At 59.6% G+C, this 14,835-nt stretch carries 10 protein-coding genes; 5 read left to right on the plus strand and 5 right to left on the minus strand.

The genetic code is table 11. The annotated features are described in order from the left end of the window. The first annotated feature begins 8 nt into the window (after window positions 1-8). From lptC to BHV64_RS00570, 4 genes are all read left to right on the plus strand, one after another. Complete coding sequence (gene lptC / locus BHV64_RS00555) at window positions 9-866, plus strand: LPS export ABC transporter periplasmic protein LptC (protein WP_276744051.1); 858 nt, start codon at window positions 9-11, stop codon at window positions 864-866. A gap of 5 nt (window positions 867-871) precedes the next feature. Then, the gene (locus BHV64_RS00560) at window positions 872-2,134 is read left to right on the plus strand and encodes a hemolysin family protein (RefSeq protein WP_149885743.1); all 1,263 of its coding nucleotides are present in this window, start codon (window positions 872-874) and stop codon (window positions 2,132-2,134) included. Between the two features lie 160 nt (window positions 2,135-2,294). Then, window positions 2,295-4,325, plus strand: coding sequence for a peptidylprolyl isomerase (locus BHV64_RS00565; protein WP_288115461.1), 2,031 nt, complete (start codon window positions 2,295-2,297; stop codon window positions 4,323-4,325). A gap of 286 nt (window positions 4,326-4,611) precedes the next feature. Next, entirely contained in the window at window positions 4,612-5,754 is a 1,143-nt protein-coding gene (locus BHV64_RS00570; RefSeq protein ID WP_217727277.1) for an iron-containing alcohol dehydrogenase, read from the plus strand. Window positions 5,755-5,827: 73 nt separating this feature from the next. Here the strand turns inward: BHV64_RS00570 and BHV64_RS00575 are convergent, their stop codons facing one another. From BHV64_RS00575 to BHV64_RS00585, 3 genes are all read right to left on the minus strand, one after another. Beyond that, window positions 5,828-6,430: a hypothetical protein gene (locus BHV64_RS00575; RefSeq protein WP_022061054.1), complete on the minus strand. Its 603-nt coding sequence runs from the start codon at window positions 6,428-6,430 to the stop codon at window positions 5,828-5,830. A 168-nt stretch (window positions 6,431-6,598) separates the two neighbouring features. Then, entirely contained in the window at window positions 6,599-8,737 is a 2,139-nt protein-coding gene (scpA, locus tag BHV64_RS00580; protein WP_147620573.1) for a methylmalonyl-CoA mutase, read from the minus strand. A 2-nt stretch (window positions 8,738-8,739) separates the two neighbouring features. Continuing rightward, window positions 8,740-10,587: a methylmalonyl-CoA mutase family protein gene (locus tag BHV64_RS00585; protein ID WP_288115463.1), complete on the minus strand. Its 1,848-nt coding sequence runs from the start codon at window positions 10,585-10,587 to the stop codon at window positions 8,740-8,742. A 617-nt stretch (window positions 10,588-11,204) separates the two neighbouring features. Here BHV64_RS00585 and BHV64_RS00590 point away from each other — a divergent pair. Then, entirely contained in the window at window positions 11,205-13,361 is a 2,157-nt protein-coding gene (locus BHV64_RS00590) for a glutamine synthetase III family protein (RefSeq protein WP_022061144.1), read from the plus strand. Between the two features lie 79 nt (window positions 13,362-13,440). On the opposite strand, the gene rpsU is transcribed toward BHV64_RS00590, so the two are convergent. After that, window positions 13,441-13,632, minus strand: coding sequence for a 30S ribosomal protein S21 (rpsU, locus tag BHV64_RS00595; protein ID WP_015547895.1), 192 nt, complete (start codon window positions 13,630-13,632; stop codon window positions 13,441-13,443). Window positions 13,633-13,727: 95 nt separating this feature from the next. Further along, the gene (locus BHV64_RS00600) at window positions 13,728-14,789 is read right to left on the minus strand and encodes a helix-hairpin-helix domain-containing protein (protein ID WP_022061143.1); all 1,062 of its coding nucleotides are present in this window, start codon (window positions 14,787-14,789) and stop codon (window positions 13,728-13,730) included. Window positions 14,790-14,835 lie beyond the last annotated feature (46 nt).

Here is a 14,835-nt window from a genome sequence, read left to right on the forward strand (position 1 = left end):
GAAAACGCATGACAAGAACGATCAGGGTAGCACTCTCCGTGACGGGGAGTGCTATCTTGCTATTCTCGTGTGCGGACAAGGATGCGGGCCGCGCTTCGGCTTCCGAGGAGACGATGATGACCGAATACAGCGAGGACCTTTCGGTCGTGATGTCGCAGAACGGCCGCCGGTCGTACCATTTCGTCACGCCGCTGCTCGAAGGTTATTCGCTGGCCCGCGAACCTTACCGCGAATTCCGCAAGGGCGTGAAGATCACTACCTACCAGAACGATTCGCTGACCACGGTGGACGCCGTGCTGACGGCCAACTACGCCATCTATTACGAGAACCGCGAACTGTGGGAGGCCAAGGGCAACGTCGTCGTTGAGAAATCCGACGGCAAAACCCTCTACACCCAGCAGTTGTTCTGGAATGCGCGGACCAAGAAAATCTATTCGAACGTCGATTCGAAGATCGTGCAGAACAACGGCCGCGATGTCTTCATCGGCGAAGGTTTCGAATCGGACGAGGAGTTCAAGGACTGGCGTTTTCGCCGCATGAAGGGCCGTATGGAGGTCGAGATGAAGCAGAGCGCCGACTCCGCGGCCACGGATTCCACGTCCGTGCGCCCGGTTCCGAAACCCTCCGACAGCCGGCCCTCCGACAGCCGGTCCGCCGTCCGGACGCCCGAATCCGGGAGGGCCGCTGATGGGCCTGCGGCCGCTCCGGCCCGGGAGATTCCCGCCGGGCTGGCTGAAAGGCAGGTCGGAAGACCCGAGGCGGAGGTTGAGCGCCGGCCGCTGAAAATGCTGGACGGCTCCCGGGAGGAGGCGCGTCCGGTCCTGCGGGAGGAGCAGGTTTCCGTCGAACCCAAACTCAAAAACTGAAAGCGATGCTCACCACCGTCGTCCTGATTGTCGTAATGCTGTTGCTGTCGGCTTTTTTCTCGGGGATGGAGATTGCCTTTACGAGCAAGAACCGTCTCAAGCTGGAGATCGACCGCAAGCAGAACCGCATGTTCGACCAGATTGCCGAGGTTTTCGCCCGCCATCCGGGGCAGTATATCACCACGATCCTCGTGGGCAACAATATCGCGCTGGTCGTCTATTCGCTGTCGATGTCGCTGCTTCTGCGCAGCATTTACGCCTCGCTGGGGTGGGAGCAGCTCGCCCGGAGCGGCTCGGTCGCCGTGGACACCGCCGTTTCGACGGTCATCATCATCTTCTTCGCCGAGTTTCTCCCCAAGTCGATTTTCAGGAACAATCCCAATTTCTATTACCGCGCGCTGGCGCCGGTGATCTATTTTTTCTACATCGTACTCTATCCGGTGGCGCGTTTCACGACGCTGCTTTCCCACGGCATTCTGCACCTTCTGGGCCGCCGCGTCGAGGAGCGGAACATCACTCCGAGTTTCGACCGCGAGGACCTTGCGGCGCTGCTCGACACGAACAGCCCGGAGCAGCATTCGGAACCGGACAACGAGCTGAAACTCTTCCAGAACGCGCTGGATTTCGCCGACCTGCGCGTCAGGGACTGCATGGTTCCGCGTGTGGACGTCGAGGCCGTGGACATCGACGACACCTCGATCGAACAGCTCACGGCGCGTTTCGTCGACTCGAAATATTCGCGTATTTTCGTCTGGCGCAAGTCGATCGACAACATCGTGGGCTACGTCAATTCGAAAAGCCTTTTCACGCGGCCCCGGCAGATCGCCGACGTGATGATGGAGGTCAATTTCGTGCCCGAGACCATGCCTTTGCAGCTGATGCTGGAGAATTTCATCAAGCACCGTTCGAACATCGCCGTCGTGATCGACGAATTCGGCGGCACGGCGGGCGTCATTTCGCTCGAAGACGTGCTGGAGCAGATTTTCGGCGAGATCGAGGACGAGCACGACATTCCGGACCTCACCGAAAAGCAGGTCGGCCCCGACGAGTATGTTCTCTCGTGCCGCCTGGAGGTGAAATACCTGAATGAAAAATACAACCTCGGCATCGAGGAGAGCAAGGAATACGACACGCTGGCCGGTTTCATCATCTTCAATTACGAGGGTATTCCCACCGCCGGGGAGACGGTTTTCATCGGCGGTCTGCAATTGCGGATTCTCCGTACGACGCGTTCGCGCATCGAACTGGCGCGGGTGAAGAAATTGTAGCGTGGGCCGGATTCCGCCGCCTTTCCGGTAAATTCCCGCTCCGGTGGGGATTACGGGGGCGAAGCGTGCGTATATTTTTACTTTTATTCTGTTCTTTTTACAATTAATTTTACTACCTTTGGCTGATAATTCGAAACAATACGAATAATTAACAATTTATATGGCAAGTTTAAACACTTTACGAACCAAGTTCGGCATCGTGCTTTCGATCATCATCGCACTGGCCCTCTTGGCATTCATCCTCTCTCTGAAGACTGAAATGGGCTTCTCGGGCAACGACCCGCGTGTCGGTGTGATCGACGGCGAGAAGATCAACTATTCGGAGTACTACGACCAGTACGAGACAATCAAGTCGCAGAACAACATGCAGGAGAGCGACGAGCAGCAGTCGGCCATGCTGGCCAATGCCGCCTGGCAGGCGCTGATCGCCAAGCACGTGCTGACGCCCGGTTTCGACCGGATGGGACTTCGCGTCACCGAGCCGGAGCGTCTGGCGATGGTCAGCGGACAGCATCCTTCGCAGGCTTTCTACAATGCTTTCGCCGATCCCCGCACGGGCGAGTACAGCGTGGCTGCCATCAGCCAGTTCCTCGCGCAGGCCGAGACCAACCCCGAGGCGGCCAATGCCTGGGCGCAGCTCAACGAGCAGGCCCGTCTGGAGCGCGAGGTGCAGAAGTACTTCGGACTGGTGAAGGGCGGCGTTTACGTCAATTCGCTGGAGGTCGCCCGCGGTGTCGAGGCCGCCAACAAGTCTTTCTCGGGCAAGTGGGCCGGCAAGAAGTTCTCGGCCGTTCCCGATTCGCTCGTCAAGGTGTCGTCGGGTGATGTGAAGGCTTACTACAACAGCCATAAGAACCAGTTCAAGCAGACCCCGTCGCGTACGATTTCGTATGTCGTATTCGAGGTCTCCCCCACGGACGACGACCTGCTGGCGCTTGAGAAGAGCGTGACGGAGGTGGGCCGGGAGTTCGCCGCCGCCGAGGAGGTGAAGACCTTCGTCCGCGCCAACCGCAACGGCAAGATCGCCGACAGCTACGTTTCCGCCGCACAGCTCTCCGACGAGGAGGCCAAGGCGCTGATGGCGGGCGAGATGTACGGTCCCGTGCTGAAGAACAACGAGTGGACGATGTCCCGCGCGCTCGATTCGAAGATGGTTCCCGACTCGGTGGGCGTACGTCATATCGTGCTGCCCTATGCGCAGGAGGCGCTTGCCGACAGCCTGCTGACGGTGCTGAAGAAGGGGGGCGATTTCGCGCAGACCGCTGCCCGTTATTCGGTTTACGACGCTACGGCCGCCAACGGCGGTGAAGTGGGAGTGCTGCCTTTCTCGGCCTTCACGGGCGAGTTCGCCGCCGCTTTGGCCAATGCCAGACAGGGCGACATCGTGAAGATCGCTTCGGGCGACGCCATCCAGCTGATGCAGGTATACCGTGCCGACAAACCTTCGAAACACGTGCAGGTGGCTACGATCACCTATCCCGTGGAGGCTTCGGCCGCCACGCGCCGCGACGTGCACAACCAGGCCGGTTCGTTCATGGTCAACGCCAAGGGTTCGGCCGCCGCATTCGCAGATGCCGCTTCGACGGCTGCCGTGACGCCCCGCGTGGCTGCGATTGCCCAGGGCGACCGTACGATCCGCGGCCTTGAGGATTCGCGCGAGGTGGCCCGCTGGGTCTACGGAGCGAAGGAGGGCGACCTTTCGGCGATCTTCAACGTGGGCAAGGACTACGTGATTGCCACGCTGACCGAGATCGACGACAATGAGTACGCACCGCTGAATAAGGTTTCGGCCCAGATCCGTTCGCAGCTTCTTCGCGACAAAAAATACGATTATATCGTCAAGAGCCTTTCGGGTTCGACCCTCGCCGAGCAGGCTGCAAGTCTCGGCTCGGAGGTGGAGGACTTCTCCGATGTGACTTTCGGTTCGTTCTACGTGAACGGCGTGGGCATGGAGCCTCGTCTGGTGGGCGCCATCGCATCGGCCGAGAAGGGTGCCCTGTCGGCTCCCGTGAAGGGACTTTCGGGCGTCTATGTCTTCGAGGTCGGGGATGTCAAGACCGACGACAAGCAGACCGCCGAAGGCGAGAAAGTTCGCGCCCAGGCCATGGCCGAGGGCATGGCCCAGCAGTTCGCCATCCCGGCTATCCAGCAGATGGCCAAGATTCAGGACCTGCGCGGCAAGTACTTCTAAACGATTGATTTTACGGTGCATCTTTGCACTTGCTCCTGCAGGGCGCGAATGGGACGTACTTCGGTACACCCATCCGCGCTCTGCTTCGTTTAAGCACAAACCGGCAGCTTTCACCGCAAAGATTGAAAATTAGCGGAGAATTCTCTGCGCAGTCCGGCTTTTTTCGTATCTTTAGAGGCGTAACGGCTCTTTTAGCAGCCGGAGGCCCTGTCAAACCAGGTGCAATCCGGTTTCGGAGCCGTCCGGTCATTCATTCTCTTCGTAATAGGATAAATAAATATTCGCCATGAACAACTTCATCTATCACAATCCGACCAAACTGGTTTTCGGCAAGGGCCAGATCGCCCGTCTGCCGAAGCTCATTCCCGCCGGAAAACGCATCATGCTGACCTTCGGCGGCGGAAGCGTCAAGCGTAACGGCGTCTACGATCAGGTCGTCGCCGCACTCGAAGGCCGCGACCTGGTCGAGTTCTGGGGCATCGAGGCGAATCCGTCGGTCGAGACCCTGCGCGAAGCCATTGCGCTGGGCAAAGAGCGGAAGGTGGACTTCCTGCTGGCTGTCGGCGGCGGGTCGGTCATCGACGGTACGAAACTCATCGCTGCGGGCCTTCTCTACGACGGCGATGCATGGGACATCGTGCTCAAGGGGCAGGCCGGCAAGACCGTGCCGCTGGCTACGGTCCTCACCATGTCGGCCACGGGTTCCGAGATGAACTCCGGGGCGGTCATTTCGCGCTACGAGACCAAGGAAAAATATGCTTTCTACGGCGATTATCCGGTCTTCTCGATCCTCGATCCCGAGACGCTCTATTCGCTGCCGAAGCGTCAGGTAGCCTGCGGACTTGCGGATACTTTCGTGCATGTGCTGGAGCAGTATATGACTACGCCCCATCAGTCGCGGCTGATGGACCGCTGGGCCGAAGGCATCCTGCATACGGTGGTCGAAATCGCTCCCAAAGCGCTGGCGGACGAGCGCGATTACGACACGATGTCGGAATACATGCTTTCGGCGACGCTGGCCCTGAACGACATGATCCGTATGGGCGTGACGCAGGACTGGGCGACGCACATGATCGGCCACGAGCTGACGGCGCTGCACGGCTTGACGCACGGTGCGACGCTGGCCATTGTCATCAACGGTAAGCTGCGCGTGCTGCGCGGGCAGAAACGCGGCAAACTGCTGCAATACGGCGAGCGTATCTGGGGCATTGCCGGCGGTTCGGAGGAGGAGCGCATCGACCGCACGATTGCGGCCAACGAGGCGTTCTTCCGTTCGCTGGGCCTCTCGACACGCCTTTCGGAGGAGGGTATCGGCGAAGAGACCATCGCCGAGATCGAACGCCGCTTCACGGCTGCGGGCGATCGGTTCGGCGAGGCGCAGAACGTCGACGGCGCCATGGCCCGCCGGATTCTGGAGGCCTGCCTGTGATCCCATTGCCGGCTGCCGAAAGAACAATCCCCGCAACCGAGGTTGCGGGGATTGTTTGTCATGGAACGCGGGTTTATTCGTCCACCCCGAATGTCGAAACGTTGAGACTGCCCAGCGCATCGACCGTGATGCCGTATTCTCCGGTCTCGACGCCTTTCAGGATGATGAGGTAGGAGCTGCTTCCGAACCGGCGCGAGGTGAAGGGCTGCCGTTCCAGCGTGTTGCGCTGCTGGTCGCCGAAGGTTCCGACCGACGCGTATTCGGCGATCCGCATCTTCTTCTTGACCTTGAACCGGAAGACGCTGATCACCGACATCGGGTCGATCAGGTTGTCCGGAACGCGGATGATAAAGGCGATGCCGTCGCTCTTCCGGAGCCGGACGGGGGACTGCGCGCCTTTCAGCGTCATTTCGTCGATGTGGTTCTTTCCGATGCCGAACAGTTTCTGCCCGGTGGACGAACGGTGGCGGGGAGCCAGGCTCTCCTGAACGAGCTGCTCGGTTCTGTTGTCGGGCCGGATAGCCAATGCCTGGCCGATGAATTCAGGTTCGGGGAATGTCAGGGTGCTGTCGGTCCGGGTTACGGAGGGTTCCGGTGCGGCGGCTGCCTCCGGAGTCTGCGCCTGCGACCGGATGCAGGCACAGCAGGCAAGCAACAGAATGAGGGTTTTCTTCATGCGAATGGAACGTTGGAATGAATGAATTTGTGTATTTCAGTCGTAAAGATAATGCAAAAACTCCCGTTCCGGTCTTTGGCGGGTGAAAAAAGTCCCTCCCGAAGTGCTCCGGAACAAAAAACGCCCCGGTCTTGCGACCGCGGCGTTTCTCTTGTCGGAGCCGGGAATTTACTCGGCGAGCAGGATTTCGAGGATCTTGATGGCTGCCGTGGCGATCGGCGTACCGGGGCCGAAGATGGCGGCGGCGCCGTCGCGGTAGAGTTCATCGTAGTCCTGCGCGGGGATCACGCCGCCGACGATGACGATGATGTCCTCGCGGCCCAGCTTCTTCAACTCGGCGATGATCTGCGGCACGAGCGTCAAGTGGCCGGCGGCCAGCGACGATACGCCGACTACGTGTACGTCGTTTTCGACGGCCTGCTTGGCGGCCTCCTCCGGAGTCTGGAACAGCGGACCCATGTCGACGTCGAAGCCGATGTCGGCATAACCCGTAGCGACCACCTTGGCGCCGCGGTCGTGTCCGTCCTGGCCGAGCTTGGCGATCATCACGCGCGGCTGACGGCCCTCTTTCTTGGCGAATTCGGCGCACAGCTCCTTGGCGCGCTCGAAGGATTTGTCGTTTTTCACTTCTGAAGAGTATACACCTGAAATGGAACGGATAACAGCTTTGTAGCGGCCTACGACCACTTCGCAGGCGTCGGAGATTTCGCCCAGCGAGGCGCGGACCTTGGCGGCCTCGACGGCCAGTTCGAGCAGGTTGCCCTGCTTGGTCTTCACGCACTCGGTGATGGCGGCCAGCGCCTTCTTCACGGCAGCTTCGTCGCGGTTGGCGCGCAGCTCCTTGAGCCGCTTGATCTGGCTCTCGCGCACGGCCGTGTTGTCCACGGCGAGAATGTCGATCGGGGCCTCCTTCTCCAGACGGTATTCGTTGATGCCGATGATCTTCTCCTCGCCGGAGTCGATGCGGGCCTGCTTGCGGGCCGACGCCTCCTCGATGCGCATCTTCGGAATGCCGGTCTCGATGGCCTTGGCCATACCGCCCAGCTTCTCGACCTCCTCGATGCGCTCCCAGGCTTTGTGGGCGATCTCGTTGGTCAGTGTCTCGATGTAGTAGGAACCTGCCCACGGGTCGACCTCGCGGCAGATGTTGGTCTCCTCCTGAATGTAGATCTGCGTGTTACGCGCAATACGCGCCGAGAAGTCGGTCGGCAGGGCGATCGCCTCGTCCAAGGCGTTGGTGTGCAGCGACTGGGTGTGTCCCAGCGCGGCGCCCATGGCCTCGATGGCCGTGCGGGCCACGTTGTTGAACGGGTCCTGCTCGGTGAGCGACCAGCCCGAGGTCTGCGAGTGGGTGCGCAGCGCCAGCGACTTGGGGTTCTTGGGGTTGAACTGTTTAACGATCTTGGCCCACAGCATACGTGCGGCGCGCATCTTGGCGATCTCCATGAAGTGGTTCATGCCGATGGCCCAGAAGAACGACAGGCGCGGTGCGAAGGCGTCGACCGACATGCCGGCATTGATACCTGCGCGCAGGTACTCCAGACCGTCGGCCAGCGTGTAGGCCAGCTCGATGTCGTTCGTGGCGCCCGCCTCCTGCATGTGGTAACCCGAAATCGAGATTGAGTTGAACTTGGGCATGTTCTTCGAGGTGTACTCGAAGATGTCGGCGATGATCCGCATCGAGAACTCGGGCGGATATATATAGGTGTTGCGCACCATGAACTCCTTGAGGATGTCGTTTTGGATCGTACCGGCCAGCTGGTCGAGCGTGCAGCCCTGCTCCAGGCCCGTCACGATGTAGAAGGCCAGGATCGGCAGCACGGCGCCGTTCATGGTCATCGACACCGACATCCGGTCGAGCGGAATGCCGTTGAAGAGCACCTTCATGTCCTCCACCGAGCAGATCGACACGCCGGCCTTGCCCACGTCGCCCACCACGCGCGGGTGGTCGGCGTCGTAACCGCGGTGCGTTGCCAGGTCGAAGGCCACCGACAGACCTTTCTGTCCGGCGGCGAGATTGCGGCGGTAGAATGCGTTGGACTCCTCGGCGGTCGAGAATCCGGCGTACTGACGGATGGTCCACGGACGCATCACGTACATCGTCGAATAGGGACCGCGCAGGAACGGGGCGATGCCTGCCGCGTAGTTCAGGTGCTCCATGCCTTCGAGGTCTTCGGCCGTATAGGCGCCCTTGACGGGGATGCGCTCGGCCGTCAGCCACGGCTCCACCTGTCCGCAGCCTTTCGAGGCGCAGCAGCTCTTCTGCCCGCCTGCTTCGTATGTCAGTTCTGAAAATTTAGCTCTCATGATCAGATGCCCATTTCTTTAAGATAAAACTTCAGAGTCTCCAGGACGTTCGACTTCACCGAGATGAAGTTCGTGATGCCCTGGGCCTCCAGTTCGGGTGCGCATGCGGGAGCGCCTGCGACTACGAGAATGGCTTTGCCGGCGAGCAGCTCCTTCACCTTCGGTGCGGCCTCTGCGTAATCGTCGTCCGAAGCGCAGACCACCACGATCTCGGCTTTCGATTCGAGTGCGGCCTTCACGCCCTCCTCGATCGACTTGAAGAAGGTGTTGTCCTGCACGCGGATTCCGGCGCAGGCGAAGAAGTTGCACGAGAACTGGGCGCGGGCGCGGGCCATCGCCAGGTTGCCGCAGGTGAGCATGAACGCCTTGGGCTGTTTGCCCGAGCGGTCCACGTGCAGGCGCATCGCCTCGAAGGCCATGGCGCCGCGGTAGGGCGTGAGGACGTTGCCTTCGGCAGCGGGACGGGTGACGGCTTCGGCGGTGATCTCCTTCGGGGCCACCTCCGTGAAGTTGGGGAACTGGTTGGCGCCGAGCAGCGTCTGGCGGCGCGTTGCGATGGCCTTGTCCTTGGCGGCGGCCGAAGCCTCCACGCGCTCCTTGATGAAGCCGGCCTTGTAGGCCTCGGCGTAGCCGCCCTTCTCCTCGATTTCGAGGAAGAGCTTCCAGGCCTCGGCGGCGATCGACTGCGTGAGGTTCTCCACGTAGTACGAGCCGCCTGCGGGGTCTACCACCTGGTCGAAGTGCGATTCGTGCTTCAGGAGCAGTTCGACGTTGCGGGCGATGCGCTTCGAGAACTCCGTGGGGCTTTCGAACGCGGCGTCGAACGGCGTCACCTCCAGCGAATGTACGCCGGCGATGGTGGCCGACATGGCCTCCGTCGTGCCGCGGAGCATATTGACATAGGGATCGTAAACGGTCTGGTTCCAGTCTGCCGTGCGGGCGTGGATGTGCATTTTGCAGGCGCAGTTCTTCGAGGGGTTGTAACCCTTGACGATGTTGGCCCACAGCATGCGCGCCGCGCGGAACTTGGCGATTTCGAGGAAATAGTTCGAGGTGACCGAGAACGAGAAGCGCAGCTTGCGGGCCGCCAGCTCGGCGTCCACGCCGGCGTCGGTCAGGCGCGCGATGTAATCGTTACCGGCCGAGAGGGCGAACGCCAGCTCCTCGACGATGGTCGATCCGGCGTTCGAGAAGATGCCGGCCGAGACGGTCACGATACGGATGTGCTTGTACTCGCGGGTCTTTTCGATCAGCGAGGCGATCTTCGCGAAGCACTTTTTGCCGTTGGGCGAGCAGAAGTCGCCTTTCTGCGACAGTCCCTTGACCAGCGGGTCGATCGAGAAGGCCACGTGCGCCTCGGAGGCAGTGCCTTCCTTTTCGAGCTTGGCGATCACCAGTTCGGCGATGCTGCCCGTCTGCGCGCCGCAGAAGACCATTTCGATGGCCGGGATCGAGATTCCGGCGAGCAGCTGATCGAGTTCTTCGGCCGTGAAGCCTTCCTTCGCGATCGAGAAGCCCAATGAATCGACGCCCGAGTTGAGGAGTTTCAGCGCCTCGGCGTTGGCCTCCCTGGGACATTTTACCTCGACGGTCTGATGCACGCGCCAGCGATTGTGGCTGCGCGTACCTCTGACGTACGGGAACTCGCCTGCCTGCGAGCCCAGAAAACGGATGCCTTCGAGGTTTTCGGCGCGGTAGTAGGGGCGGACGTTGAATCCTTCTCCCGTACGCCACACCAGCTTGCGCTCGTAATCGGCTCCTTTCAGGTCGGCTGTAATCACCTCTTCCCACTTTTCGGTCGGGACCGGCGGGAACTCGGTGAACAGCTTTTCACGTTTGGTATTTGCCATGACTATTTAGAGATTAGTATGTGTGTAGTTTCGTTCTGTTTCAAAATTGCACGTAAAGTTACAAATTAATTACCGAATTGTAACAAGAAATTGTTACGAAAATAACAGTGCAGCGGAATTTTTCCGGATTTCGCCGCCCGCCGCATTTCCGGACGGCCCGGCGCGGATGCTGTCTTCGGTGTGGTTGAATGGTTGAAAAATGGTCTTTATTTCTGCTTGTTTTGGAAAAAAACGAAAAAATGTATTTTGGGGATTTTTCGTGAAAAATGAGGCTGTTTTTCGAAAAATGACTGAAATTTTCGGGTGTATGCGGCGAAAAACGGTTGTTTTTTCGGGAAAATGATGAAAAAAACGGCTGTTTTTTGAAAAAACGGTGATTTTGTAAAAACAACGTAACGGAATAATTCGTACATTTGTAGCCGGAACGAAAGATGTACCGCAGCGGGGGAGCGGCCCCGGGTTAGTTAGGTCGGCAGGTCCTGCCGGGAGGCAGTTGTCCGGTTGAATTTCAGGTTAGGTTTTAGTTTGCAATTATCGGGTCCTTCCCCGCGCGGTTTTTTCTACGAACACTAAACCCTTAATCAGTCAGGTATATGTCATCATTACTCAGATTCAAGATGGTCGATGCGGCCATAAATCACACGGCCGTCGAGGTGAAAGTTCCCGAGGGACGCTCGTCGGACTACTTCGGAAAGAAGGTATTTGGACGTGCGGCTATGCGGAAGTATCTCGACAAGCGCACCTATGCGGCCCTGCTCGACACGATGGAAAAACGCACGCCGCTTACGCGCGAAGTTGCCGACAGCATCGCGGCGGGTATGCGCCAGTGGGCGCTGGAGCACGGTGCGGACCACTATACCCACTGGTTTCAACCCCTGACGGGCGGTACGGCCGAGAAACACGACGCCTTTGCCGAGCCGGACGGTCAGGGCGGCGTGCTGGAGGAGTTCTCCGGCAAGCTGCTCGTGCAGCAGGAGCCCGACGCCTCGTCGTTCCCCAACGGCGGCATCCGCAATACGTTCGAGGCCCGCGGCTACTCGGCCTGGGACCCCACGTCGCCCGCCTTCATCGTCGACACGACGCTCTGTATCCCTACCGTCTTCATCGCCTATACGGGCGAGGCGCTCGACTACAAAGTGCCCCTGCTGCGCTCGCTGACGGCCATCGACAAGGCCGCCACGGAGGTGTGCCGCTATTTCGACAAGAATGTCGAGAAGGTCTTTTCCTACCTGGGCTGGGAGCAGGAATATTTCCTCGTGGACGAGAGCCTCTGGGCCGTGCGTCCCGACCTGATGCTCACGGGGCGTACGCTCATGGGACACGAGTCGGCCAAGAACCAGCAGTTGGAAGACCACTATTTCGGGGCGATTCCGACGCGTGTGATGGCCTTTATGAAGGACCTCGAATACGAGTGCCTGAAGTTGGGAATTCCGGTCAAGACGCGCCACAACGAGGTGGCTCCCAGTCAGTTCGAGCTGGCTCCGGTTTACGAGGAGGCCAACCTGGCCAACGACCACAACCAGTTGCTGATGACCATTATGGACAAGATCGCCCGCCGTCACCAGTTCCGCGTGCTGCTGCACGAAAAACCCTTCAAGGGGATCAACGGATCGGGCAAGCACAACAACTGGTCGCTGGGAACCGATACGGGCGTGAACCTGCTCGGTCCGGGCAAGACCGCTTCGGAGAACCTCCAGTTCATCACTTTCCTGGTGAACGCCATTTCGGCGGTTTACAAGCACAACGGCCTGCTGAAGGCGTCGATTATGAGCGCGACGAACGCTCACCGGCTGGGCGCCAACGAGGCGCCTCCCGCCATCATTTCGACCTTCCTCGGAACGCAGGTGTCGGCCGTGCTGGACAAGCTGGCCGCATCGAAGGGCGACGATGCCATCCGTTTCGACGCCAAGAACGTCTTCAAGATGAGCGGCATTTCGCACATCCCGACGCTGCTGCTGGACAACACCGACCGCAACCGCACCTCGCCGTTCGCCTTCACGGGCAACCGCTTCGAGTTCCGCGCCGTGGGTTCGTCGGACAACTGCGCCGAGGCGATGATCGTGCTCAACTCGGCGATGGCATACGAACTGACCGAGTTCAAGAAGGCCGTGGACGCCAAGATCGAGGCCGGGGCCAAGAAGGAGAGGGCCATTTACGAGGTGCTCAAGCAGATGATCAAGGCCTGCAAGGCCATCCGGTTCGACGGCAACGGCTATTCGGACGAGTGGAAGGCCGAGGCGAAGCGGCGCGGTCTGGACTGCGAGACGTCGACGCCGCTGATCTTCGACCGCTACCTGGACAGGGAGAGCCTGAAGATGTTCGGCGATATGGGGGTTTTCACCAAGGTCGAACTCGAAGCCCGCACCGAGGTGAAGTGGGAGACCTATACCAAGAAAATCCAGATCGAAGGCCGCGTGCTGGGCGACCTGGCGATGAACCACATCGTGCCGATCGCTTCGAAATACGAGGCGCAGTTGCTCGACAAGGTCTATAAGATGCATCAGATCGGAGGGCTGAACGCCTCGTCGGACATTCTGCTTATCAAGAAGATTCAGGACCATACGGCCTCGATCCAGAAACTCACCGGCGAGATGATCGACGCCCGCAAGGTTGCCAACCGGATCGAGGACCCGCGTGAAAAGGCCATTGCCTACCACGATACCGTGGCTGTCTGCTTCGACGAGATCCGCCGCCATATCGACAAGCTGGAAGAGATCGTCGACGATCAGATCTGGCCGCTGCCGAAGTATCGCGAACTGTTGTTCCTGCGCTGATCGGGCTGATTACGGCATAGAAAAACCGGGAACATTCCTTTCGGAGTGTTCCCGGTTCTGGTTTCATATCTTGCGGAAATTATTCGTCGTCGCGGTACATGTGTTCCACGTAAATGGCGTGCTGCATCGCCTCGCGCTTCGCGATCGAAGGCTTGGTGAAGTACTGGCGGCGGCGAAGCTCCTTCAAGACGCCCGTGCGCTCGTATTTACGTTTGAACTTTTTCAGGGCGCGCTCGATGTTTTCGCCCTCTTTTACCGGCATGATAATCATAATATTCTTTGTTTTTTGTTGTTTTGAATCTGTTTGTTCGTTCTGAAAACTGCGGGGTGCGCATCCTCGATGCATCTTCCCCAAAAACGGTCGTTTTATTCGTCGGCAGGTCCGCTGTCCGACCCGAATTGCAGATAAGGAGCCAGCCGTGCTGCCTCCTCGCGGGTCAATATGTTCTGTTCCACCAATTCTCCAGCGGTACTCCAACCTCCTTTCAATTGTCTTGCTTTCAGCAATTTTCGTAATGCCTGCGGTGCTATGTAGGGGTGTTTCCCCAGCACTTTCGGGCTTGCAAAGTTAATATCAATTTTCCGAATTTTGCAACTATCGCAGTAAATTTGTTTCAAAATTTTTTCATAATTGCGTTCCCGCACTCCCGGAACCTCTGCGAGTTGCTCCGCGCGGACGAATCCGCCGAGCCGTTCGCGGTAGTGCATGATCGCCACGACGGTCCTGGGACCGATGCCCACAACCGAGCGCAGCGTCGCCGAATCGGCCGTGTTCAGCTCCACGGGCTGTTCGATCGGCCGCGCCTTCCGTTCCGGGAAGATGACGTAGGGTTCCAGCGCCGCGGCCACCGAGTCGCTCACGACGTAGCATTCGCGCAGGTCCTCCATGTCGTAGATGCCGCTCAAATCCCGCCAGCGGATGAACGCCTCGGCCTGACGCTTCGACAAGGCCCCGATGGCGCGCAGGTAGCGGGCGCTCACGGTGTCGATGCGGAACGGCCCGGGTGCGAGCGGTTCGGGGAGAATGCGTCCCGTGCGGTATTTTTCGGGTGCGATGGCGTATTTGCGGCCGATGCGCACCCAGGGTTCGAGCCGCCGGTAGAGCGAGTCGCTGATGCCGTAGCAGAGCGTCAGGTCCTCGGGAATGCGGAACACTTTGCCCGCGGCGCGGTATTTCAGCAGGCTCACCGCTTCGTGCTTCGTAAGCCCGAGTCGCCGCAGGTCGTCGAACGAGGCCGTGTTGGGGTCGAAATGCGACATCACGACGCTGTCCGCGGGCAACGCCTCCTCCATCTCGGCCTCGGCGCGGCGGGCCGCTTCGGGGTCGGCTGCCGGGCGTACGAGCATCAGGGCTATGATCAGCAGCCCGGCCAACGGCAGGAATACCGCAATGGCGCGTATTTCGCGGTCGGAAAAAAGTTTAGCCATTGTTCTGTTTATGCGGTCATATGCTTTATCGTTTCAACTGCCGGGA

The sequence above is a fragment of the Alistipes sp. 56_sp_Nov_56_25 genome (assembly GCF_001915285.1).
GTDB classification, from domain to species: Bacteria; Bacteroidota; Bacteroidia; order Bacteroidales; family Rikenellaceae; genus Alistipes; species Alistipes shahii.

What these genes read in the sequence shown, in the direction of transcription:
- lptC (WP_276744051.1), top strand. Translation starts at nt 9, where the DNA reads ATGACAAGAACGATCAGGGTAGCACTCTCCGTGACGGGGAGTGCTATC.
- BHV64_RS00560 (WP_149885743.1), top strand. Translation starts at nt 872, where the DNA reads ATGCTCACCACCGTCGTCCTGATTGTCGTAATGCTGTTGCTGTCGGCT.
- BHV64_RS00565 (WP_288115461.1), top strand. Translation starts at nt 2,295, where the DNA reads ATGGCAAGTTTAAACACTTTACGAACCAAGTTCGGCATCGTGCTTTCG.
- BHV64_RS00570 (WP_217727277.1), top strand. Translation starts at nt 4,612, where the DNA reads ATGAACAACTTCATCTATCACAATCCGACCAAACTGGTTTTCGGCAAG.
- BHV64_RS00575 (WP_022061054.1), bottom strand. Translation starts at nt 6,430, where the DNA reads ATGAAGAAAACCCTCATTCTGTTGCTTGCCTGCTGTGCCTGCATCCGG.
- scpA (WP_147620573.1), bottom strand. Translation starts at nt 8,737, where the DNA reads ATGAGAGCTAAATTTTCAGAACTGACATACGAAGCAGGCGGGCAGAAG.
- BHV64_RS00585 (WP_288115463.1), bottom strand. Translation starts at nt 10,587, where the DNA reads ATGGCAAATACCAAACGTGAAAAGCTGTTCACCGAGTTCCCGCCGGTC.
- BHV64_RS00590 (WP_022061144.1), top strand. Translation starts at nt 11,205, where the DNA reads ATGGTCGATGCGGCCATAAATCACACGGCCGTCGAGGTGAAAGTTCCC.
- rpsU (WP_015547895.1), bottom strand. Translation starts at nt 13,632, where the DNA reads ATGATTATCATGCCGGTAAAAGAGGGCGAAAACATCGAGCGCGCCCTG.
- BHV64_RS00600 (WP_022061143.1), bottom strand. Translation starts at nt 14,789, where the DNA reads ATGGCTAAACTTTTTTCCGACCGCGAAATACGCGCCATTGCGGTATTC.